Below are 20,787 nucleotides of genomic sequence, written 5' to 3'. Positions count from 1 at the left end.
TACCGTCCTTTTATTTCCGCACTCATTAGGCAGCCTTGTTTTGCGGTGAAAACATTAAAATCGGGCTATACTACAACAGTTGGCACTATTCACGATAAGAAGGGAGGGTAGTGAGACGAAATGAAGACACGAGACAAGACCACGAATTCTGTGTACCGGATCGGCGGTCTTATGGGTGAACATTGCGTTGACCGCATCGAGCATACTCTATCTCATCTTGATGGTGTAAGCCATGTAAACGTGGATCAGACTAATAAGCAGGTATCTGTAGAATATGACCCCAACATGGTTAAAAGTGGATATATCGAAGAAACGCTACAGACACTTGGCTACTCCATCAGGGAATAGGAGTTGATTTTATGTTCATGCGTTTCAAACCGCCAGGAAAACAGAGATTTAAACATTATTATAAACGCCCGGCCATGGAGGCTGCAGAGGAATGGGATGTTAGCCCATACGCCGGTTCAAGTTGTTTGGATGACTGCTCGCTGAGAGAAATATTGCATCCCTATTCGGAAAAAATGCATATTCGATAGCTGGTTTGGGCTCCGCTAATGGCGGAGCCCAAACCAGTTTATGACTAACTTCGACATTCTTCAAACATGGATGAAGAGGATTTTGGCTTTCTACAGCCAATGTAGTATAATAGCATTATTTAAGGATAAAGGAACACTTCATGAAAATTGGCGAGATCATAATCAATGTGCCTACGCGCTCCTTGCAGCAGGCATTCAGCTATATAATACCACCTGAGCTTGACTTTCTCGCACCAGGCTGGCGAGTTATTGTTCCTTTTGGCAATAGAGAGGCTGAGGGTTTTATTATTGCAACCCGCGATGGCGATCCGGCGGAATTAAAACAAGTAAAGACGGCGCTCGATAATTTTCCTTGGTTTGATGACTCGATGTTACAATTGGCACAATGGCTATCAGACTATTATCTCTGTACTCTTGCTGAAGCCTTACGATTATTCGTACCAGGTAAAAAGGGGATTAAGACTCAGCAACTCTACCATTTAAATAGTTGTGATCCCATGCCCACCAGTGAAGTCTTTGACGGTAGTCTCAGTCTGATTGCTTTCATCGGAGCTAAGCAACCTGTGGACAGAGATGCTTTGGTGCGTCGATTCGGTCTTGACATACTGAGCAAACTACAACTTCTCGTCAACCGTAAGCTAGTCGTAATTGATAGCCAAGCGAAAACCCGCCAACAAAGCCGATTTGTTCAGGAATACTGCTTAGCCGACCCTGCCTTAGCCCGTCAGTCTCTACCAGAATATGTTAAAAGACCTGCGCAACGTCGTGTATTAGAAACACTGTTAGAAAAAGGCGCGATGACGAAGGAATCGCTGAAACAACTTGGCATATCAATAACCGGAGTACAGAAACTAATAAGCGACGGAGTCCTAACCTGTCGGCCAATTCTTCAGCTATGTGACAGCTATAGAGAATCTGAAATCACGACCATTGAACGCAAACCATTGACTAGAGAACAGGCTATCTGTCTTGAAAAAATCCAATCCGCTCTTATTAGTAACGTCTTTAAACCCTTTTTGTTACATGGCATTACTGGCAGTGGCAAGACTGAAATATATATGGAAGCGGCAGCAACAACGCGGAACCAGGGCAGACAAGTAATAGTCCTTGTACCGGAAATTGCATTGACAAGTCAAATCGTTAATCGTTTCAAGAATCGTTTTGGCAATGATGTCGTTGTTTTTCATAGTAAGTTGTCCTTACGAGAACGCTATGACGCCTGGCAACGACTACGTGAAGGCCAAGCCGGCATCGTAATTGGCGCCCGCTCGGCTATTTTTGCACCTATGTCAAATCTAGGTCTAATTGTTCTTGACGAAGAACATGAATTCACGTATAAACAAGAAGAGTCACCTCGCTACCACGCCCGTGATGTAGCATTAAAACGAGCCGAATTAGCAGGGGCGATTGTTATACTTGGCAGCGCTACCCCTGCCATCGAGTCCTATCAAACCGCATTGTCGAACCAATACACATTATTGGAATTGACAGAACGCGCTGACGGTGCTGTTTTGCCGTCCGTAGAAGTTGTTGATATGAGAGAAGAGATGGCGCAGGGGAGACGAAGCGTTATTTCTGACCGTTTAGCTTGCTTATTACAGGATACCATCAGCCGTGGCGAACAGGCTATCGTGCTATTAAATCGGCGCGGACACTCGACTTTTTTGCTGTGCCGGGAATGCGGTCACGTGATGCGGTGCCAGCATTGCGCAGTCTCGCTTGTCTATCATGCTGACGCTCAGAGCTTGCGCTGCCATTATTGCCGACGTCAAGAAACTGTTCCCGATGTATGCCCAGTCTGTGAGAGTCGCTATATTCGCTACTTTGGCGCGGGCACGCAAAAAGCTGAAGAAGAGCTGAAGCGACTGCTGCCGAATGCCCGAATACTACGAATGGATCGAGACACGACTGGCGGCCGATTCGCAACTGATACTATTCTGAGGGATTTTCAAGCAGGCAAGTATGATCTTCTGCTTGGCACGCAAATGGTTGCCAAAGGACATGATATTGCCAATGTAACTGCCGTTGGCATTTTGGCTGCAGATAGTACCCTAAATCTGCCGGATTTTCGGGCAGCGGAGAAGACGTTTGCCTTAGTCACCCAAGCCGCAGGCCGAGCCGGACGCGGGCAAAAAGCCGGTTCAGTCATTGTGCAGACATACAATCCTGACCACTATGCTGTTCAGTCAGGAGCAGCGCAGGACTACCGGCAATTTTTCGGATGTGAAGTCGACTTTCGCCGGAGTTTAAACTATCCGCCGTTCATTCGCCTAATTCGTTGCACCATTTCTTCGGAAATCGAAAATAGCGCTCGACGCGATGCGGAATTCTTTACTGCTGCCTTACGCAGCTCCATTGTTGACACAGGTGTCGAAATTCTCGGTCCGTTTCCTTCAACTATCGCTAAAGTTAAGGATGTATTTCGAATGAACATCCTCATTAAATGTGGATCATCAACAGATATTAAGAAAAGGCTGGCTCAGTTACTGCAAGTTTCAAAAGCAGGAATCACAGTGGATGTGGATCCCTATAATCTGTTGTAAGCATTTGCCTTTCTGCATAAACCAGAGTAAAATAGAAAATAGATTCTTATTATCAAAATCAGAAGGTGAGGCCCAAATGGCTATATTAGATATACGTAAAGCAGGCGATCCTGTTCTTAAACAAAAAGCTGCGCCGGTGGAAAAGATTACAAAGAAGATTAAGGAACTCATTGAATCGATGACCGAGACTATGTATGTTGCAGATGGTGTAGGACTAGCTGCGCCGCAAATAGGCGTCTCGCAGCGAATTATCGTTATTGATGTCGGCGACGGATTAATCGGATTAGTCAACCCGGAAATCGTTGAACATGAAGGACTCGAATGTGCAACAGAGGGGTGTTTAAGCATTCCTGGTGTTTTTGGTGACGTTGAACGGGCTAGCCGTGTGACTGTTGAAGCGCTTGATCGTAATGGCAAATCAGTTCGGATAGTGGCCGACGGTTTACTGGCAAGAGCGTTGCAGCACGAGATTGACCACCTTGAAGGCGTTTTGTTTATTGAACGCTCAAACACGATTTATAAGGGGAATAAATAAATGTTACGTGTTGTCTTCATGGGTACGCCTGATTTCGCAGTTCCCTGTTTGAATGCAATCGTCAATGCAGGGCACGAAGTCGCTGCAGTCGTTACTCAACCAGATCGTCCCAAAGGGCGCGGCAAAAAAATGTGCCCATCGCCGATTAAACAAGCTGCGCTTGACTATAATTTAACGGTTCTCCAGCCGGGTAAAATTAAGGACCCGGCTTTTCTTCAAGAGCTACGTCTATTATCGCCCGATGTTATCGTAGTAGTTGCGTATGGTCAAATTCTGCCAAAGAATATGCTTGATCTGCCAAGACTTGGTTGCATCAATGTTCATGCGTCACTGTTGCCTCGCTATCGTGGAGCAGCGCCAATACATTGGGCAATCATAAATGGTGACCAGACGACAGGCGTTACTACTATGTATATGGATGTCGGTATGGATACTGGCGATATGATACTTAAAAAAGAGATTCCTATTGGTCCAGAGGATACAACCGGCATACTTCATGACAAGCTAATGATCGCCGGAGCGGATTTACTGTTGGATACATTAGCCCTAGCTGAAGCTGGACAAGCACCACGAACTTCTCAAGACCATGCCGCAGCTACATATGCTCCTCTATTGACCAGAGAAGTCGAACGAATCGATTGGACCCTATCTGCGCAAGAAATCCATAATCGCATTCGTGGTCTCTGTCCCTGGCCGGGTGCTTACTGCTTCCACAAAGAGAAGTCGCTTAAATTGTGCAAATCAAGAGTTGCTACTGTGACCTCCTTGGCTGGCACTAACAAACATCCCGGCAGAATTCATGCGTTAACGTCTGATGGAGTTATTGTTGAAGCAGGAGTAGGTGCTGTAGAATTGCTTGAATTACAGCCTGAATGTCGGCAGCGGATGAATGCCCGTGACTGCGCCAACGGCTACTGTTTGCTTATTGATGAAACCCTGATTTAGAGGTGATATCTCATGTTCAATACGGTTACCAGACCGAAAAAGCGTCTTTTTTTAGCTCTTATTCTCGCCAGTCTTTTGCTTGCTGGACTATCAACATATGGGATATGGCGAGTTAGTTTTCCTGGATTAGCTAATATCAGCACATACTTACCCTTTTTATTGGGCGCAGTGCTGGGTACAGTTGTGATAGTGATTACAGTAGGGGTCATAGGTATTATCCTTGCCATTATCGGATTCCCCACGCCAGGTTTTTTCCAAGGACCTGCCTGGTCTGCTATAAACCTGTTATTTCCGCTAGCTCTCATGCTGGGGAAATTATTTGATATTGATAAGGAACGCATTGAGCGTTCTTTTATTGAGGTTAGTAATCATCTTGTTAAAAGGAAACGTATTAAAATCAGACCTGACCAGTTACTTGTTCTCTCTCCACACTGTATCCAACTAGATACTTGCCCTCACAAAATCACTCAGAATGTTAACAATTGCCAGCGTTGTGGCGCGTGCACAGTAGGAGCTTTGGTTAAGCTGACAGAAGAGAAGGGTGTCCATCTGGCAATTGTCACCGGAGGCACTCTTGCCAGGCAGGTTGTCAAACGTCTACGCCCAAAAGCTGTTCTTGCCATCGCTTGTGAGCGCGATTTAACCAGCGGAATACAGGATACTTTTCCGCTACCGGTTGTCGGTGTTCTCAATGAACGCCCTCACGGTCCTTGCTGTAACACCCGTGTCAGCATTGAGAGAGTAGCAGAAGCAATCGATAACTTTCTTATTCCAGCGCAGATGAAGTAGGAGAATCTATGAACATACGTCAACTTGCCCTGCAGATTATTCACGATGTAGATGTTAAACAGGCCTACGCCAATATCGCGCTGGCCAATATGATTAATCGCAACAATTTTTCAGATCAAGACCGAAGATTTCTGACCGAATTGGTTTACGGCACAGTTAAAGCTTGGGGAACCATTGACTGGATAATGTCTCGCTATGTCGATCGTCCTCCTGCCAAAATTCCGCCGATGATTCGCAATATATTACGTTTAGGTTTGTACCAACTGTTTTTTCTTAGCAAAGTGCCGCCTTCCGCGGCCTGTAATCAGGCGGTTGAATTGGCCAAGAAGTATGGGCATCCCGGCACTGTAAAGTTTGTTAATGCAGTTTTACGCAGTGCGGCACGTAATCAGGAAAAAGCCAAATATCCCACAAAAGAGGAAGATCTACTTCGCTATTTAGCATTGACCTACTTCCATCCCGAATGGTTGGTTAGCCGATGGCTAAAGCGCTTTGACTCGGAGGCGGTCGAAAGACTACTTCAAGAAAACAATAAACCCCCCCGGTTGTCGCTGCGAACTAATACTCTCAAAATAACGCGAGAAGCTTTATTAGTACGCCTTGCTCAGGAAGGAGTCACTTGCACGGCTAGCGATTGGACCCCAGAAGGTATCATTTGTCATGAACTGCCTGCTCTGGCTTCATTAACGTCATTGAAGGAAGGTTTATTTCAAGTTCAAGACGAGAGTTCCATGCTTGTAGCTCATGTTGTCGATCCCCAACCTGGAGAATTTGTTATTGACGCCTGCGGCGCGCCGGGAGGTAAAAGCACTCATCTTGCCGCTTTGATGAAAAACACCGGCCGCCTTTTATCGGTTGATTTATTTGAACACAAACTAGCGATTACTAGAGAAAATGCCAGGAGGTTAGGGATAACCTGTCTGGAAACTTTACAGACTGATGCTGCTACCTTGTCTGATCAGTTCTCAGGCAAAGCTGACCGCGTACTTGTCGATGCTCCCTGTTCTGGGCTCGGCGTTCTGAGACGCAAGCCAGATTCTCGCTGGCGCAAAACCGAATCGCAATTGCAGGACTTACCCAAACTGCAGCTATCTATTCTTACGGGTGCTGCTTCATGCCTAAAGCCGGGTGGAGTCTTAGTCTATAGTACTTGTACTACCGAACCGGAAGAAAATGAAATGGTTATTCGTGAATTTTTATCCATAAGACCAGATTTTTCGCTTCAATCTGCTGGAAGCCGATTGCCAAGCCCACGCCAGGGGGAGTTTGTGCAGTTGTGGCCGCATCTTGACTTTGTAGACGGGTTTTTTATTTCTAGATTAAAAAAACACTAGAAAGGATGAACGGATGTTGAAAACTAAGCTATATGGCTTATTTGCAGAAGAAATCGCTGGCGCGCTGCATCCGTTTGGCTTCGAGAAGTACCGCGCGTCGCAAGTCGCAGATTGGATCTATCGCCGCGGCATAATTCAATTTGAAGCGATGACCAATTTATCAAAACAGCAACGTGAAATACTAGCTGAGCATTTTGCCATTGATGAGCCGCGTGTAGTTGAAAAGCAACAATCTAGCGATAAGCGAACGGAAAAATTTCTGTTTGCCCTCGCTGATGGTGCTACTATAGAAACAGTCCTTATGCGCCAGCCATATGGCAATAGTGTTTGCATTTCAACGCAGGTTGGTTGCGCCATGGGCTGTGTCTTTTGTGCATCCACATTAAACGGTATCATCCGCGATTTGGACTGTGGTGAGATGCTAGCGCAGATTGCGTATATCAATAAACTTCTAGCAATTGAAGGTCAAAAAGTTGACTCGGTCGTAATTATGGGTATGGGAGAGCCACTTGCCAATTATGAGCAAGTGGTTCGGTTCATCCGTCTTTGCCGACAACCTTATTGTTATGAAATGAGTTATCGAAGCTTCACCCTATCAACCTCAGGGATCGTCCCCGGTATCCTCAAGCTCGCCGCAGAAGAACTTCCTGTGACTTTGGCTGTTTCGCTACACGCTCCGAACGATTTATTACGTTCGCAACTCATGCCAATTAACCGCCAGTACCCAATCGCGTCAGTTCTGCAAGCCGCAGACTACTACGCCCAGCAAACAGGTCGTCGTGTTACGTATGAGTATATTTTAATCGCTGGAATGAATGACAGCAAAGAAAATGCTGTTGAATTGGCTAAGTTGTTACATGGTCGGTTGGCGCATGTCAATTTGATTCCGATAAATCCTGTACCTGAGAAAGGCTTGGCCCGACCAGATGCGAAAACTATTGCTCAATTCGAAGCCATATTGCGACAAAAGCAGATAAGTGTTACGCTGAGGCGGGAGATGGGTACAGAAATTCAGGCTGCCTGCGGGCAGCTCAGACGTAGAGTTCCTGGCAGATTGTAGACTTGCCTTTGACTCTCTCAGCCAAATCACATATAATGGTAACATATTACAACAATGGAGTGTTTCTTTTGAAATTTGTGCGTTCGCTGGAGAATTTTATTGGTAACCAGTTGGAAGATTTCTTTAACAGAAAATTTTCTAGCGGAGTTCAGCCGGTTGAACTTGCAAAACAGATTCACCGCCTGATCGAACGTGAAAAGGCGGTAGGTGTTGCTCATATCTACATTCCTGATCGTTATATAGTCTTTCTGACTATGCAGGACTTTGCAAAATTAGAGCCGTCGTTCGCCTTGATTACCGCTGAACTACGAACCTATATACAAGAATACGCTAAGAAAAAAGACTATTCACTCCCGAGTAAGCCTGTTATTGAAATACAAAGTGATAAATTGCTTAAGCGTGGTGCATTTCAAATTCTCGCTTCTTTTTCGAATTTGCAGCAGGAAGAGGGTAAAAGTGACCCCTCCTCAAAACATGATGATATTTCTGGGACCCAGGTATTTGATAAACCTGTGTATGGCGAAACGTCCTTGCGTCATGTTCAACTTGACGCTTCGTTAACCGTTATCGAAGGTAGTGATACAGGATTAGCGGTTGATATAGGCGCCAAGCGAGCCAATCTTGGACGCCGGGATAGCAATGAATTGCCCTTGAGTGATGTCAATATTTCTCGCCTACATGCATACATCGTGTTTGAACATGGCTCCCATGTCGTCTATGATGCTAAGAGTCTAAATGGTACATACGTAAATCAGCATCGCGTGTCACGCAAGCAACTTCATTCAGGCGATCGAATCAAACTCGGCAACACGGTTATTCTATATGAGGTGAAATAGCGCATGGCAAACAAGCTACTCGCCTCTAATTTGCTGGTTATTGTTCTGCAGTATGGTATGCTGCTGTTGATGTGTCTTTTCCTGTATCGGGTAATACACCTCGTATACTTAGATTTTTATAGTTCAACGAATCCCTCTTTGCTAGTGGTTAAACCGAAATCCGGCAAATTGAAAGTGATAAACCGTGGTTCTCTAGTTACTGATCAAGCCGAATTTCCGATTGGTGAGACTATCAACATTGGTCGCAGTGAAGGCAATGATATTATCATCAACGAGACGACTGTTTCTTTTGAACATGCCTGTATATCCTACTATTGTGGCGAGTATCTTTTGTCTGATCTTAAGAGCACTAACGGCACTCTCCATAATGATTTACGAATACAGGACGATTCGGTCTTGCACCGAGGCGATAAGATCACGATCGGTAGTACGATTTTTCTGTTTGAGGAGTGAACAAGATTGCTGGTTTCCGCTAAGTCGCACATCGGGTTGGTTAGGCCCGTCAATGAGGATAACTATGCTGCTCTTATCCCTGAACTGTTTGTCGTCGCTGATGGGATGGGAGGGCATGTTGCCGGTGAGATTGCCAGTAAATTGGCGATTGACACATTAATTAGCAATATCAATTTATCTTCATCAGTTGATAACCCTTTTTCGCTATTAGAGCAGGGAATTATTGAGGCAAACCATGTGGTTTTTCGCGAATCCCAGTCTGACCCGCGTTACTCTGGTATGGGCACTACACTTACAGCTGTTTGGGTTAAAGGGAAAAGTGTCTATTGTGGTCACGTGGGTGACAGTCGTCTATATCTCTTCCGTCAAGGTGAACTTTGTCAACTAACCGAAGATCATTCTTTGGTATGGGAGTTAGCGCGTGCAGGTACAATTTCGTTAGAAGAGACGCGAACCCACCCGCAACGCAATATTTTAACCCGGGCAGTCGGTACCGCAGAATCGGTTCAAATTGATTTTGAACAGTTTGAATGGGATGAAGGCGATATCCTGATGTTATGCACAGACGGACTAACAAATATGCTAGACGATCGACAGCTCTGTACGATCTTAGCCGGCAGCAATAGTTTAGATGCGCGACTAACAGAACTGATTGAAGCAGCAAATAGCGCAGGAGGCTTTGACAATATAACCGTCATTCTGTTGCAGCATGAGGCATTAACATGACTCGTCCTCCGTACGATTTAACATTGATCATTGGTCTGTTCTTGGTCGTAGGTATTGCAACTGTCAGCCTAGCCACTGGTCACATTGCGCTCTCGCCGCTACTCTCGTCGTTTGGCCTAGTCTGTTTTTGGTTGATGACACAATTCCTTCTCGTCAAATATGCGCCAACGCTTGATTGCTTATTGTTGCCTATTACCTATTTTTTAACAGCCGTCGGGCTCGTTTTTATCTTTCGCCTTAGACCCTCACTATTTTATGCCCAGCTAATTTGGTCAGCAATTGGTACTTGCGCTTTTTGCACAGTTGTATGGAAACGGCACAACCTATATCAATTAAATGCATATAAATACACCATCGGATTATTGGGCATCGTTTTGCTGTTAGCCACACTTGTCTTTGGTGTCGAGATTGGCGGCAATAAGAACTGGATCGCGGTTGGCGCCTTTAGAGTTCAGCCGTCTGAGTTTGCCAAACTATGTATTGTCCTATTTATCAGTGGCTACTTAAGTAGTCGTCAGATAGAGCTCGTGCAATCGATTACGAGAATCGGTCCTATACAGTTGCCGCATTTTCGTTTCCTGGCTCCTCTGTTAATGGTGTGGGGATTAGCCATGCTAATGTTGGTCATCCAACGCGACTTAGGCGCGGCACTATTGTACTTTGGCGCGACTCTCATTCTAACTTGCATGGCAAGCGGCCGATGGTCTATTGCTTACTTAGGTGCATTATTTTTTGCGATCGGCTCATCGATTGCCTATACATTGTTTCCCCATGTCAGTACCCGAATTGATATTTGGCTTGCCCCTTGGTCTGACCCAAATGGAAAGGCGTATCAATTGCTACAGTCACTTTTTGCATTGGGTTCTGGTGGAGTATTCGGCTCCGGCCTTGCTTCTGGACATCCTGAACTCATTCCCGAAGTACATACTGACTTCATTTTCTCCGCGATCGGCGAAGAGTTCGGCTTCACTGGCATTGCCTGTATTTTGCTAATATATATGATATTGCTTTACCGCTGTTTTCGAATTGCCATGCGTAATCGAACCGTTTTTGGCGGATTAACTAGTGCTGGACTGACCCTTTTGTTAGGTCTTCAAATCTTTGTTATACTAGCTGGAACAACTAATCTTTTGCCCATGACAGGCATCACACTCCCCTTCATCAGCTATGGCGGCAGTTCATTGTTGTCCAGCTTTTTGTTGATGGGAGTGCTTGCGGCTTTCTCGGGTGAGGCTGTTTTATGAATGATAGAATTAGGCGTCAAATTCGAATTGTTGCGATATCGATATTTGGCCTACTGATACTACTGTTCGCACACATCGCCTATATACAGATCGTACATCATGACTTCTGGTTCACTCACAATTTAAATAAACGCACTCAGCTCGCTGCCCGTGGGACAGAACGTGGCAAGATTCTCGATCGAAAGGGGGAAATACTAGCTCAAAGCATACTTGATAAATCTGGTGGCTATGAGAGAGAGTATCCTTATAGTGCGATTTTTGCACCGCTTATTGGCTATGAAAGCGTTACCTATGGCCGAGCAGGGCTTGAAGCAGTTTATAACGCCGATCTGGCCGGATATCGTCATCCCGGGCGACAGCTTGGACCAGTTGCTCGTTTATTGAATCCTAAAAGCGGTAACTCGCTGTCACTTACCGTTGATGCCAAGTTGCAGCAACAGGCGTATAGTATTCTTGCCAATCGCCGTGGTGCTATCGTTGTGCTAAATGTAAAAACCGGCGCTATAATTATTTCCGTTAGTAAACCCAGTTTTGCCCCTAATGCAATCGAAAAAGAGTGGAATACTATTTCTACAGCCAGCAATAGCCCTCTCTTAAACCGTACCGTTCAAGGGCTATATCCGCCTGGATCGATTGTAAAAATCATGATTGCCGACGCAGCCTTACGGAAAAGTGCCACAAATCTAAATAAGCAATTTCTTTGCGAAGGACAGCTCAAGGTTCCTCCAGACTACATACTACACGAATCCGGCAACGCTATTCACGGCAAAGTCAATCTTGAGAACGCTCTTGCTGTATCTTGTAATGTTACGTTTGGCGGTTTGGCGCTTGAACTGGGCAGGAGCCAGATGTCCTCCACATACGAGCGCTTCGGATTCTCGAAGGTTATTGAAGATTTGGGTGAAGTGCCCAGCCAAGTCCCAGACTTTAGTAATTTAGGCAATGGCGATCTAGCGCAGGCAGGCATTGGTCAAAGCAGTTTACTGACTACACCGTTAAAAATGGCCACAGTTGCCGCAGCATTTGCCAATAAGGGTGTTGTTATGAAGCCATACATTGTTGATAAAGTTTTATCCTCTGAGGGTGACATTGTTTTCCAAGCCCAACCTCAGGAATGGTTGCGAGCCACGACTGTAGAAAACGCTACTAAAGTAGCCGCTATGATGAAAACAGTAGTTGAGCGGGGGACCGGAAAACCAGCAAATGCCTACTCAGTTTCAATTGCAGGAAAAACCGGATCAGCTGAAAACCCACACGGAGACGCTCATGCCTGGTTTATTGGCTTCGCCCCAGTAAAGGACCCTCAGTTCGCAATTGCAGTTATTGTAGAAAATGCTGGCTCAGGCGGTGCTACGGCAGCGCCTATTGCCGGACAGATATTATCCTACGTGGTACGTTAAGGAGGTGATGCGCATGATTAACCGGACTCTAGATGACCGTTATACATTGCTCGAATGTGTCGGTAGCGGCGGTATGGCTGACGTCTATCGCGCTCATGACAAACTGCTTGATCGATCTGTCGCCGTAAAAATTCTTCACTCTCAATTCAATAACGATGATGAATTTATCTCCCGTTTTCAGCGTGAGGCGCAAGCCGCCGCGCGTTTGTCGCATCCCAACATTGTAAATATTTACGATGTTGGCAAAGACCAGGATGTCGACTATATTGTCATGGAATATGTTTCTGGTGAAACGTTGAAACAGCGTATTCAAAGACTTGGCCCCCTGCCTACAGAAATGGTCGCATTTATTGCGATTGAAATCGCTGAAGCGCTTGAGAACGCTCATCAAAATAAGATTATTCATTGTGACATCAAACCGCATAATATCCTGATAACCCGGACAGGTCGGGTGAAAGTTACTGACTTTGGTATCGCACGTGCCGCGACATCAGCTACGATGACACAGACAGGTACAATTCTCGGCTCGGTGCACTACTTTTCGCCGGAACAGGCCAAAGGTGTCATGATAACCGCCAAATCAGATATTTATTCACTTGGTGTAGTGATGTATGAGATGCTTACTGGCAATGTCCCATTTACGGGTGAAACTCCGATCAGTATTGCCCTTAAACATCTGCAAGAGGAAGTCCAGCCACCTCGTCAAGTGAATCCTGAAATTCCACCCATTTTGGATATGATCGTTGTAAAGTCGCTAGCGAAGAATCCAGATGATCGCTATGCAGATATGGGGGCAATGATTGCTGATTTGCGTCTTGCCCAAAATTACTCGCGCGACCAACATACTAAGCGGCTGGCAAAGGATGATTACCCAACCCAAGTATTGCCGAAACTAACTGAATCAGATAATGAAAACCGGGCAAAACCTACACCGCCTGAGCCAAAACAGCTTTCTTTCACTTCACGTTGGGGCACGATAGCTCTACTCGGAATACTCATGCTCGGCTTTGGAATTGGAGCATTTTTATCATTTGGTAAGTTTTGGACTACTAATGAAATTACGGTTCCTAATGTAGTTGGTAAACATGTCGAGACAGCTCGCAGTATCATGGCAGAACAAAATCTGCGTGTTACTCAAACGGATGCGTTTAGTGATAAGGTGCCTTTAGGCTACGTCATTTCGCAAAATCCTGAAGCCGGCGCAACTGTTAAAGAACAACGAACTGTTGCCCTTATTATCAGTAGGGGCGGCGAGATTACTAGCGTTCCCGATGTCCGTGGGCTTAACCGTCGTGATGCAGAGCTTCAATTGAAAAACTCAGGATTAGTAGTTGGTAAAGTGGAAGAGGCCTATTCCGCAGATGCAAAGCCGGAGACTGTCATCAACCAAAATCCTCGTCCACCTGTACAAATCAGCAAAGGTTCTTCAGTCGATTTAACTATCAGTAAAGGTCCTGAGCCACGCAAAATTGCGCTTCCGGATTTTCGAGGAGCAACGCTTAATGCAGCTGTTACACAACTTGAAACTCTAAAACTCAAGTTAGGCAAAGTAATTGAAGAAACGAGTGACAAATATCCCAGCGGCACCATTAGTAATCAAAATCCTATGCCTGGCACGGAAGTTTTAGAAAACTCTAATATTGATTTTAGTGTCGCTAAAAACAACATTGCGAAAGAGACCAAACAGATCAAAATTCAAGTTGATGTCCCCGAAGGTCCAATTCGCCAATCCGTACAAATTGTGGCCACTGATGCTAATGGAAGGGAAGTATTGTACGAAGGTGTTCACAAGCCAGGTGAACGAATCGAGAAAACACTTGAGGTTTCTAGTCCGGTGCGGGTTCAAGTGTATATAAACAACACGCTCAAACAGGAAAAAACGTTCTAGCGTTTGGGAGGTCCATAGTGAACCAAGGCACAGTCATCAAAACTTACAACAGCTTTTATTACGTTCAGACTAGTCAAAGTGTTGTTACATGTACTCTACGTGGCCGATTTAAGCAAGAACGGTTTTCGCTTCTTGTTGGTGACGTAGTCAGGTTTAATCACATAGCAAATGAGAAGGGCGTAATTGAAGAAATTCTGCCAAGACGAAGCATGCTAAAACGCCCGATGGTCGCGAATGTTGATCAAGTATTGCTCACCTTCGCCGCCGTCAATCCGGATATTAGCTGCATTCTGGTAGATCGCTTCCTGGCTTTAGTGGAATTATCCGGATTGCCAGCCATACTCTGTATTAATAAAATGGACATGGCCGATTCCGCAGACATTGGTAAAATTGTTGATAGGTATCGCCAGATTGGGTATCAGGTTATTCAGGTATCAGCCAAGCAGGCGTGGAGCATCGACCAACTGCGAGAGATTCTTAACGATAAGGTCACAGTCTTCGCAGGACCGTCCGGTGTCGGCAAATCCAGTCTTTTAAACGCACTTCAGCCAGGACTAACTCTTACTACTGGAGAAGTAAGTAAAAAGATTGGACGCGGACGACATACCACTCGTTATGCGGAGTTATTGCCGCTTGAGGCGGGAGGTTTTGTTGTTGACACTCCTGGTTTTAGTTTCACAGAGTTCACTGATATCGAGGAAAATGAGTTAATGCGTTGCTTTCCCGAATTTCTGCCATTATTAGCAAAGTGTCGCTTTTCGACGTGCCTTCACTTAAAGGAACCGCAATGCGCCGTTAAAGACGCAGTAGCGGCAGGCAGCATCTTCCCCGAACGCTACGACGCATATGTCGCGCTAATGGCAGAGTTGCGTGAAAACCGGAAAGGATATTAAAAAATGATTCAAATAGCTCCATCAATCTTGTCTGCGGATTTTGCCCGCCTAGAACAGGAAATCCTTAAAGTTGAAACCGCTGGCGCCGATTTGTTACATATTGACGTCATGGACGGTCATTTTGTACCAAATTTAACCTTTGGCCCACCCGTTGTTAAAGCTATCCGCAAGGTTACCCAATTGCCATTTGACGTCCACTTGATGGTCGATAAACCAGAAGAATATGTGAGACCTTTTGCTGAAGCCGGGGCCAACATAATAACCATTCATGCTGAGGCAACGCCTCATTTACATCGAGTAGTTCAATCAATAAAGGAACACCGCATCCAAGCTGGCGTTGCACTAAACCCGGCCACACCACTTTGCGTAATTGAGGAAATTCTTCACGATCTTGATTTAATTCTTATTATGAGCGTTAATCCTGGCTTTGGTGGACAAAAATTTATTCCTTCTGCCCTCAAAAAAATTAGACGATTAAAAACTATGCTAATGCAAATAAATTCTCCTGCATTGATTGAAGTGGACGGAGGAGTGACGTCAGAAAATGCGGCTCAGTTGAAAGATGCGGGGGCTGATATCTTGGTCGCCGGTTCAGCTATTTATGGTGTCGTTGATTGCCAGGCAGCCATCGCGTCACTAAAAAAAGTGTAAGAAAGGCTTGCCAAACAGCAGCATAAAGTGGTAACATAAGGCTTAGATTCATATAGCCAGCCTTTGGGGCAAGGTGAAATTCCTGACCGGCGGTAAAGTCCGCGAGCCATTTTTGGCTGATCTGGTGAGATTCCAGAACCGACAGTACAGTCTGGATGGGAAAAGGCATGAAATTGGGGACTCTTTCCCTGTCTATTTTGTTTGCCAAAGGCTGCCGACCGAAAGGTTGTCAGCCTTTATTCTTTTATTTGGAGATGACTGGGTTGGACATTCTTGCACAAGATGAATACTATATGGATTTGGCGTTAAAACTAGCTCGCAATGGTTATGGTCGAACAAGCCCCAACCCCATGGTAGGCGCCCTAGTTGTCCGCGATGGGAATATCGTCGGACAAGGGTGGCACCAAAAGGCTGGAACAGCACATGCGGAAATTCACGCTATGCGTGATGCCGGAGCCTTGACTGCCGGTGCTACTCTATATGTTACTTTAGAGCCATGTTGCCACCACGGTCGGACAGGTCCCTGTACTGATGCCATTATTCATTCGCGGATTCGCCGAGTCGTGTTTGCTATGACTGATCCCAATCCATGCGTCGCTGGCTGCGGCGCTGGCATGTTGCGACAAGCTGGCATAGAGGTTACAGAGGGTGTTCTTGCCTGTGAAGCAGCAAAATTAAATGAAGCTTTTATTAAGTACATCGCGACAGGCTTACCGTTTACCGCCATTAAAATGGCTATGACACTCGACGGCAAAACCGTAACAGCAAGCGGACACTCTCAATGGATTACTGGCGAAGCGTCGCGGCATCGCGTTCATAAACTACGGGATCAATTTGATGCGGTACTAGTTGGTGTCGGAACAGTACTTGCCGACAACCCGCAACTGACTGTACGCCATATACAGGGCCGTAATCCGGTACGTGTAGTGGTTGATAGTCATGCACGAACGCCCTTGGACTCATTGCTAATAACAGATAAGGCGGCTCATACAATTATCGCTGTTAGTCAAAATGCTCCCAGTGACCGCTTGAAGGCATATGCTGACGCCGACATAGAGGTTGTCCAATTGCCAACAGGACCGTCTGGCATAGACTTGCGGGCTCTATTCCGATATTTGGCTCAAAAGGGATTGGCCAGTGTGCTAGTAGAAGGTGGAGCAACGATCAATGCCTCGATAATCCAAGAAAATTTAGTTGATAGCGTCTTTTGGTTTATAGCACCAAAGCTTGTGGGCGGTGTTCGAGCCCCTGGTCCTATAGGAGGGACTGGCGTGGCACGCTTAGAAGATGCTGCTGAGTTGGAAGATATCGAGCTTGAACTTGTAGGCAATGACTTATTGATCACTGGTTACTTAACAACAAGGGAGGGACGCAATGTTTACCGGGATTGTGGAAGAATTAGGGACAGTCAAGAGTGTGATGACCAGTCGGCAATCAGCTAAGCTGTCCATCACCGCTGATATCACTTTGCAAAATGTTAAGTTAGGTGATAGCATAGCCGTCAACGGAGTATGCTTGACGGTAACTGAGCATGGCAGGAACTGGTTCTCCGCTGATGTTATGCCGGAAACCATGAACCGAACCGCACTCGGTGATCTGACAAACGGACGAAAAGTCAATCTCGAGCGAGCTCTCCGTTTAAGTGACCGACTTGGCGGTCATATCGTGAGCGGCCACATTGACGGAGTTGGCATTATTCAGTCCAAGCAGCCACTCGATAATGCAATATTGATTACACTGCAGACAGATTCAAGGTTACTTCGCTATGTGGTAAACAAAGGCTCGGTGGCGTTGGATGGAATTAGCCTAACTGTCGTAGATTGCGGCAAAGATTGGCTATCAGTCTCCATCATCCCGCATACATTGTCAGCTACTACTCTGCATTTTAAATCAGTAGGCGATAAAGTTAACATTGAAACAGATATGATGGCCAAATATGCAGAAAAGCTGCTTGATTTGGCTCAGTCTGCAGACGTTCAGACAAAGTCGGAAACACTAAGCCGTAATTTCCTTGCGGCTCACGGTTTCTTTGACTGAGATATCGGTTCAAAATGAAAGAGGTGCAAATAGATGAAATTTAGTACAATTGAAGAAGCCATCCGCGACATACGCGAAGGTAGAATGGTGGTCGTTGTAGACGACGAGGACAGAGAAAACGAAGGCGATCTCTTGATGGCTGCAGAAAAAGTTACTCCTGAGGCTGTAAATTTCATGGCTATTAATGGACGCGGCCTAATTTGCATGCCTGTGGCCGGTAGTCGTCTCGATGAATTGGGAATCGGTCCGATGGTGTGTGAAAATACAGAAGCACTGTGTACGGCATTCACAGTGTCAATCGATGCCAAAAGTGTAACAACAGGTATTTCTGCGCATGAGCGCGCGGCAACAATTCAGGCAGTACTTGACCCATGTACAAACCCCGAAGACCTCCGTCGTCCCGGACATATATTCCCTCTCCGCTATCGTGAAGGAGGGGTTTTGCGGCGAGCTGGTCATACTGAGGCTGCGGTCGATCTCGCCCGATTGGCTGGTCTTTATCCGGCTGGAGTTATATGCGAAGTCATGAACGACGACGGCACCATGGCACGAGTGCCTCAATTAGTCGAATTTACAACTAAACACAATCTATCACTCATCAGTATTGCTGATTTGATCAAATACCGCACATTTCACGAAAAGCTCGTCCAGCGAACAGCTGCAGCGAGTATGCCAACTAAATATGGTACTTTTGAAGTCTTTGCCTATGAGAGCCCCCTTGATAACCTCTGTCACCTTGCACTCGTTAAAGGCGATGTCAAGGGCGAGCCAAACGTTCTGGTTAGAGTTCATTCTGAATGCTTAACCGGCGACGTACTCGGCTCTTTGCGTTGCGATTGCGGCGAGCAGTTGGCGCTAGCGCTTAAACGGATCGAAGAAGAAGGCAAGGGAGTCTTGCTATACATGCGACAAGAAGGACGCGGCATTGGCTTAGCGAATAAGATTAAGGCATACGCCTTACAAGACAAAGGGAAAGATACTGTCGAGGCAAATGTCATACTTGGATTCCCGGCTGATCTGCGCGATTACGGGATTGGGGCGCAGATACTTGCAGACCTAGGGCTAACCAGTATTCGGCTGCTAACAAATAATCCAAAGAAAAGAGCCGGTTTAGAAGGCTATGGATTAACTATCACCGAGCGGTTACCAATCGAAGTTAAATCCAACAAGTTTAATAAACGCTACTTGTCTGTTAAACGTGCAAAGCTTGGCCATTTATTAAAAACAACAGAGGAGGGACTATCATGAATATAATCGAAGGCAAATTGTTGGCAGAGGGATCCCGTTTTGCCATAGTTAATGCGAGATTTAATGAATTTATTACTAATAAGTTACTAGGTGGCGCTGTTGACGCTCTTCACCGGCACGGAGCTTCTGATCAGAACATTACTGTTGCTTGGGTGCCAGGTGCTTTTGAAATTCCACTAGTTGCTGCTAAACTTGCTCGGTCTGGAAACTATGATGCGGTAATCTGCCTTGGAGCGGTCATTCGCGGCAGCACGCCACATTTTGATTATGTTTGTTCGGAGGTAACCAAAGGAGTCGCCCATGTCGGGATGGAAACCGGGGTTCCAACTATCTTTGGCGTACTAACGACCGAAACAATTGAACAAGCTATCGAACGCGCCGGTACAAAAGCGGGTAATAAAGGTTTCGACGCAGCAGTCTCAGCAATTGAAATGATCAATCTTCTTAAACAAATTTAGGTAATATTTCCAGGAAATAACTATTTGCTGTGGAGGATTTATGCAAGACCATCTAGCTCGTGCCTCAGGCGGCGGAGTACGCGCCTTTGTTGCAATAACAACTGACCTTGTTGATGAAGCTCGTCGTAGACACAACCTATACCCGATAGCTGCTGCAGCACTAGGAAGGACTATGACAGCCGCACTTTTGCTGGCTGCTAATTTAAAAACAGAAGAGACCATCACTATTCGTATTAAAGGTGATGGTCCATTAGACCAAGTAGTAGCTGATGCGCGCGCAAATGGAACAGTTAGAGGCTATGTAAACAATCCGCAAATTGATTTGCCGCTGTGTAACGGTAAATTGGCCGTGGGTCAGGCTGTTGGCGAGGGCTTTATCCATGTGACTCGCTTTACCGGCATGAAAGACCCTTTTACCGGCAGTGTACCTCTGGTCAGCGGCGAGATCGCAGAAGATGTGACCAACTATCTATTGGTATCTGAACAAATTTCTTCTACTGTTGCCTTAGGAGTACTCGTTGAAACAGATCTGCACGTTAGTGCGGCCGGAGGGTTCATGGTGCAAGCCATGCCTGGAGCAAGTGATGAAGTGCTCCAACAAATTGAAAACAACATTGCAAATATGCCGCCAATTTCGCAATTGATAAAAGAAGGCGCCAAATCGACGAACATATTTGATCTGCTGTTTACTGGGATTGAGTATACTCTCTTAGATGAAAAACCGATCGCATTTGCCTGTTCGTGTAATCGAGAGAGAGTAGAAAAAATTCTAATCAGCCTTGGTAAAGAGGAGCTGGATCAACTCGCAGCCGAAGGCCAAGCAGAACTCACATGCCATTTCTGTAGCCAAAAATACCAATTTTCACAACAAGAGATTCAAGCATTAAGCTAAAATAAAAAAGACTTGGATTTCCAAGTCTTTTTTAGCTCTCGCTTCAGTTATATCGCGCGCTGAACTTTGCCAGAACGGAGACAGCGAGTACACACATTAGTCCGTTTAATTTGTCCGTCCTTCAGAGCTCGTACCGTTTGAATGTTCGGTTTCCAAGTTCGTTTTGTTTTCAAATGGGAATGACTGACATTAAAGCCACTACGTTCGCCTTTCCCACAGATCTCACACATATTTGCCATCTATTCCACCTCCTTACAAAGGACACAAAATCCCCATTGCAATGTAAATATTGTATCACATATACTCGTCTGGACGCAAG

Annotated in this window: 22 protein-coding genes and 1 riboswitch; of the genes, 21 read left to right on the top strand and 1 reads right to left on the bottom strand. The window is 45.7% G+C overall.

Annotation, left to right across the window (positions count from 1 at the left end):
* The first annotated feature begins 120 nt into the window (after nt 1-120).
* The 21 genes from AXX12_RS05230 to hslO all read left to right on the top strand — a co-directional run bounded on the left by AXX12_RS05230 (nt 121) and on the right by hslO (nt 20,468).
* On the top strand, nt 121-348 hold the full coding sequence (locus AXX12_RS05230; protein WP_066239135.1) for a heavy-metal-associated domain-containing protein: 228 nt from the start codon (nt 121-123) through the stop codon (nt 346-348).
* Between the two features lie 11 nt (nt 349-359).
* Complete coding sequence (locus tag AXX12_RS19195) at nt 360-536, top strand: hypothetical protein (protein ID WP_156478591.1); 177 nt, start codon at nt 360-362, stop codon at nt 534-536.
* 140 nt (nt 537-676) lie between these two features.
* Nucleotides 677-3,079 carry a primosomal protein N' gene (gene priA, locus AXX12_RS05225; protein WP_066239132.1) on the top strand — a complete coding sequence of 801 codons (2,403 nt, stop codon included), beginning with the start codon at nt 677-679 and terminating at the stop codon, nt 3,077-3,079.
* A 76-nt stretch (nt 3,080-3,155) separates the two neighbouring features.
* Nucleotides 3,156-3,614 (top strand): peptide deformylase, encoded by a 459-nt coding sequence (def, locus tag AXX12_RS05220; protein ID WP_066239130.1) that lies wholly within the window; start codon nt 3,156-3,158, stop codon nt 3,612-3,614.
* Nucleotides 3,615-4,559, top strand: a complete 945-nt coding sequence (fmt, locus tag AXX12_RS05215) for a methionyl-tRNA formyltransferase (protein ID WP_066239128.1) — start codon at nt 3,615-3,617, stop codon at nt 4,557-4,559.
* A gap of 12 nt (nt 4,560-4,571) precedes the next feature.
* Entirely contained in the window at nt 4,572-5,348 is a 777-nt protein-coding gene (locus AXX12_RS05210) for a DUF116 domain-containing protein (RefSeq protein WP_066239125.1), read from the top strand.
* 8 nt (nt 5,349-5,356) lie between these two features.
* Nucleotides 5,357-6,682, top strand: a complete 1,326-nt coding sequence (gene rsmB, locus AXX12_RS05205) for a 16S rRNA (cytosine(967)-C(5))-methyltransferase RsmB (protein ID WP_066239122.1) — start codon at nt 5,357-5,359, stop codon at nt 6,680-6,682.
* 13 nt (nt 6,683-6,695) lie between these two features.
* Nucleotides 6,696-7,742 (top strand): dual-specificity RNA methyltransferase RlmN, encoded by a 1,047-nt coding sequence (gene rlmN / locus AXX12_RS05200; protein WP_066239119.1) that lies wholly within the window; start codon nt 6,696-6,698, stop codon nt 7,740-7,742.
* A gap of 77 nt (nt 7,743-7,819) precedes the next feature.
* Nucleotides 7,820-8,578, top strand: coding sequence for an FhaA domain-containing protein (locus AXX12_RS05195; RefSeq protein ID WP_231881830.1), 759 nt, complete (start codon nt 7,820-7,822; stop codon nt 8,576-8,578).
* A gap of 3 nt (nt 8,579-8,581) precedes the next feature.
* Nucleotides 8,582-9,031 carry an FHA domain-containing protein gene (locus AXX12_RS05190; RefSeq protein ID WP_066239112.1) on the top strand — a complete coding sequence of 150 codons (450 nt, stop codon included), beginning with the start codon at nt 8,582-8,584 and terminating at the stop codon, nt 9,029-9,031.
* 6 nt (nt 9,032-9,037) lie between these two features.
* Nucleotides 9,038-9,757, top strand: coding sequence for a Stp1/IreP family PP2C-type Ser/Thr phosphatase (locus AXX12_RS05185; RefSeq protein WP_066239109.1), 720 nt, complete (start codon nt 9,038-9,040; stop codon nt 9,755-9,757).
* Nucleotides 9,754-11,001 (top strand): FtsW/RodA/SpoVE family cell cycle protein, encoded by a 1,248-nt coding sequence (locus tag AXX12_RS05180; protein WP_066239105.1) that lies wholly within the window; start codon nt 9,754-9,756, stop codon nt 10,999-11,001. The genes AXX12_RS05185 and AXX12_RS05180 overlap by 4 nt, the downstream gene beginning before the upstream one ends.
* Nucleotides 10,998-12,401 (top strand): peptidoglycan D,D-transpeptidase FtsI family protein, encoded by a 1,404-nt coding sequence (locus AXX12_RS05175; protein WP_066239102.1) that lies wholly within the window; start codon nt 10,998-11,000, stop codon nt 12,399-12,401. Before AXX12_RS05180 ends, AXX12_RS05175 begins: the two co-directional genes overlap by 4 nt.
* 13 nt (nt 12,402-12,414) lie before the next feature.
* On the top strand, nt 12,415-14,289 hold the full coding sequence (gene pknB, locus AXX12_RS05170) for a Stk1 family PASTA domain-containing Ser/Thr kinase (protein WP_066239100.1): 1,875 nt from the start codon (nt 12,415-12,417) through the stop codon (nt 14,287-14,289).
* Between the two features lie 17 nt (nt 14,290-14,306).
* Nucleotides 14,307-15,182 (top strand): ribosome small subunit-dependent GTPase A, encoded by an 876-nt coding sequence (rsgA, locus tag AXX12_RS05165; protein ID WP_066239097.1) that lies wholly within the window; start codon nt 14,307-14,309, stop codon nt 15,180-15,182.
* Between the two features lie 3 nt (nt 15,183-15,185).
* Nucleotides 15,186-15,833: a ribulose-phosphate 3-epimerase gene (rpe, locus tag AXX12_RS05160; RefSeq protein WP_066239094.1), complete on the top strand. Its 648-nt coding sequence runs from the start codon at nt 15,186-15,188 to the stop codon at nt 15,831-15,833.
* Nucleotides 15,834-15,888: 55 nt separating this feature from the next.
* A riboswitch (FMN riboswitch) is annotated at nt 15,889-16,004 on the top strand.
* Between the two features lie 83 nt (nt 16,005-16,087).
* A complete protein-coding gene (ribD, locus tag AXX12_RS05155; RefSeq protein ID WP_066240289.1) occupies nt 16,088-17,275 on the top strand; it encodes a bifunctional diaminohydroxyphosphoribosylaminopyrimidine deaminase/5-amino-6-(5-phosphoribosylamino)uracil reductase RibD in 1,188 nt (395 codons plus the stop codon).
* Nucleotides 17,208-17,870, top strand: coding sequence for a riboflavin synthase (locus AXX12_RS05150; RefSeq protein ID WP_066239090.1), 663 nt, complete (start codon nt 17,208-17,210; stop codon nt 17,868-17,870). The genes ribD and AXX12_RS05150 overlap by 68 nt, the downstream gene beginning before the upstream one ends.
* A 33-nt stretch (nt 17,871-17,903) precedes the next feature.
* Nucleotides 17,904-19,118: a bifunctional 3,4-dihydroxy-2-butanone-4-phosphate synthase/GTP cyclohydrolase II gene (locus AXX12_RS05145; RefSeq protein ID WP_066239086.1), complete on the top strand. Its 1,215-nt coding sequence runs from the start codon at nt 17,904-17,906 to the stop codon at nt 19,116-19,118.
* Nucleotides 19,115-19,576 carry a 6,7-dimethyl-8-ribityllumazine synthase gene (gene ribH / locus AXX12_RS05140; protein WP_066239083.1) on the top strand — a complete coding sequence of 154 codons (462 nt, stop codon included), beginning with the start codon at nt 19,115-19,117 and terminating at the stop codon, nt 19,574-19,576. Before AXX12_RS05145 ends, ribH begins: the two co-directional genes overlap by 4 nt.
* A 40-nt stretch (nt 19,577-19,616) precedes the next feature.
* Nucleotides 19,617-20,468, top strand: a complete 852-nt coding sequence (hslO, locus tag AXX12_RS05135) for an Hsp33 family molecular chaperone HslO (protein ID WP_066239080.1) — start codon at nt 19,617-19,619, stop codon at nt 20,466-20,468.
* Nucleotides 20,469-20,515: 47 nt separating this feature from the next.
* Here the strand turns inward: hslO and rpmB are convergent, their stop codons facing one another.
* Complete coding sequence (gene rpmB, locus AXX12_RS05130; protein WP_066239077.1) at nt 20,516-20,707, bottom strand: 50S ribosomal protein L28; 192 nt, start codon at nt 20,705-20,707, stop codon at nt 20,516-20,518.
* Nucleotides 20,708-20,787: the final 80 nt, after the last annotated feature.

Source organism: Anaerosporomusa subterranea (assembly GCF_001611555.1).
Classification (GTDB): Bacteria; Bacillota; Negativicutes; order Sporomusales; family Acetonemataceae; genus Anaerosporomusa; species Anaerosporomusa subterranea.
Note: the sequence above shows the minus strand (reverse complement) of the source record. Positions and strands in the feature narration are given on the sequence as shown.

Coding starts and splice junctions, on each gene's coding strand:
- pknB (WP_066239100.1), top strand. CDS start 12,415: ATGATTAACCGGACTCTAGATGACCGTTATACATTGCTCGAATGTGTC.
- rsmB (WP_066239122.1), top strand. CDS start 5,357: ATGAACATACGTCAACTTGCCCTGCAGATTATTCACGATGTAGATGTT.
- priA (WP_066239132.1), top strand. CDS start 677: ATGAAAATTGGCGAGATCATAATCAATGTGCCTACGCGCTCCTTGCAG.
- rlmN (WP_066239119.1), top strand. CDS start 6,696: ATGTTGAAAACTAAGCTATATGGCTTATTTGCAGAAGAAATCGCTGGC.
- fmt (WP_066239128.1), top strand. CDS start 3,615: ATGTTACGTGTTGTCTTCATGGGTACGCCTGATTTCGCAGTTCCCTGT.
- ribH (WP_066239083.1), top strand. CDS start 19,115: ATGAATATAATCGAAGGCAAATTGTTGGCAGAGGGATCCCGTTTTGCC.
- AXX12_RS05210 (WP_066239125.1), top strand. CDS start 4,572: ATGTTCAATACGGTTACCAGACCGAAAAAGCGTCTTTTTTTAGCTCTT.
- AXX12_RS05190 (WP_066239112.1), top strand. CDS start 8,582: ATGGCAAACAAGCTACTCGCCTCTAATTTGCTGGTTATTGTTCTGCAG.
- AXX12_RS05180 (WP_066239105.1), top strand. CDS start 9,754: ATGACTCGTCCTCCGTACGATTTAACATTGATCATTGGTCTGTTCTTG.
- AXX12_RS19195 (WP_156478591.1), top strand. CDS start 360: ATGTTCATGCGTTTCAAACCGCCAGGAAAACAGAGATTTAAACATTAT.
- AXX12_RS05175 (WP_066239102.1), top strand. CDS start 10,998: ATGAATGATAGAATTAGGCGTCAAATTCGAATTGTTGCGATATCGATA.
- ribD (WP_066240289.1), top strand. CDS start 16,088: ATGACTGGGTTGGACATTCTTGCACAAGATGAATACTATATGGATTTG.
- rpe (WP_066239094.1), top strand. CDS start 15,186: ATGATTCAAATAGCTCCATCAATCTTGTCTGCGGATTTTGCCCGCCTA.
- hslO (WP_066239080.1), top strand. CDS start 19,617: ATGCAAGACCATCTAGCTCGTGCCTCAGGCGGCGGAGTACGCGCCTTT.
- rpmB (WP_066239077.1), bottom strand. CDS start 20,707: ATGGCAAATATGTGTGAGATCTGTGGGAAAGGCGAACGTAGTGGCTTT.
- AXX12_RS05145 (WP_066239086.1), top strand. CDS start 17,904: ATGAAATTTAGTACAATTGAAGAAGCCATCCGCGACATACGCGAAGGT.
- def (WP_066239130.1), top strand. CDS start 3,156: ATGGCTATATTAGATATACGTAAAGCAGGCGATCCTGTTCTTAAACAA.
- AXX12_RS05230 (WP_066239135.1), top strand. CDS start 121: ATGAAGACACGAGACAAGACCACGAATTCTGTGTACCGGATCGGCGGT.
- AXX12_RS05150 (WP_066239090.1), top strand. CDS start 17,208: ATGTTTACCGGGATTGTGGAAGAATTAGGGACAGTCAAGAGTGTGATG.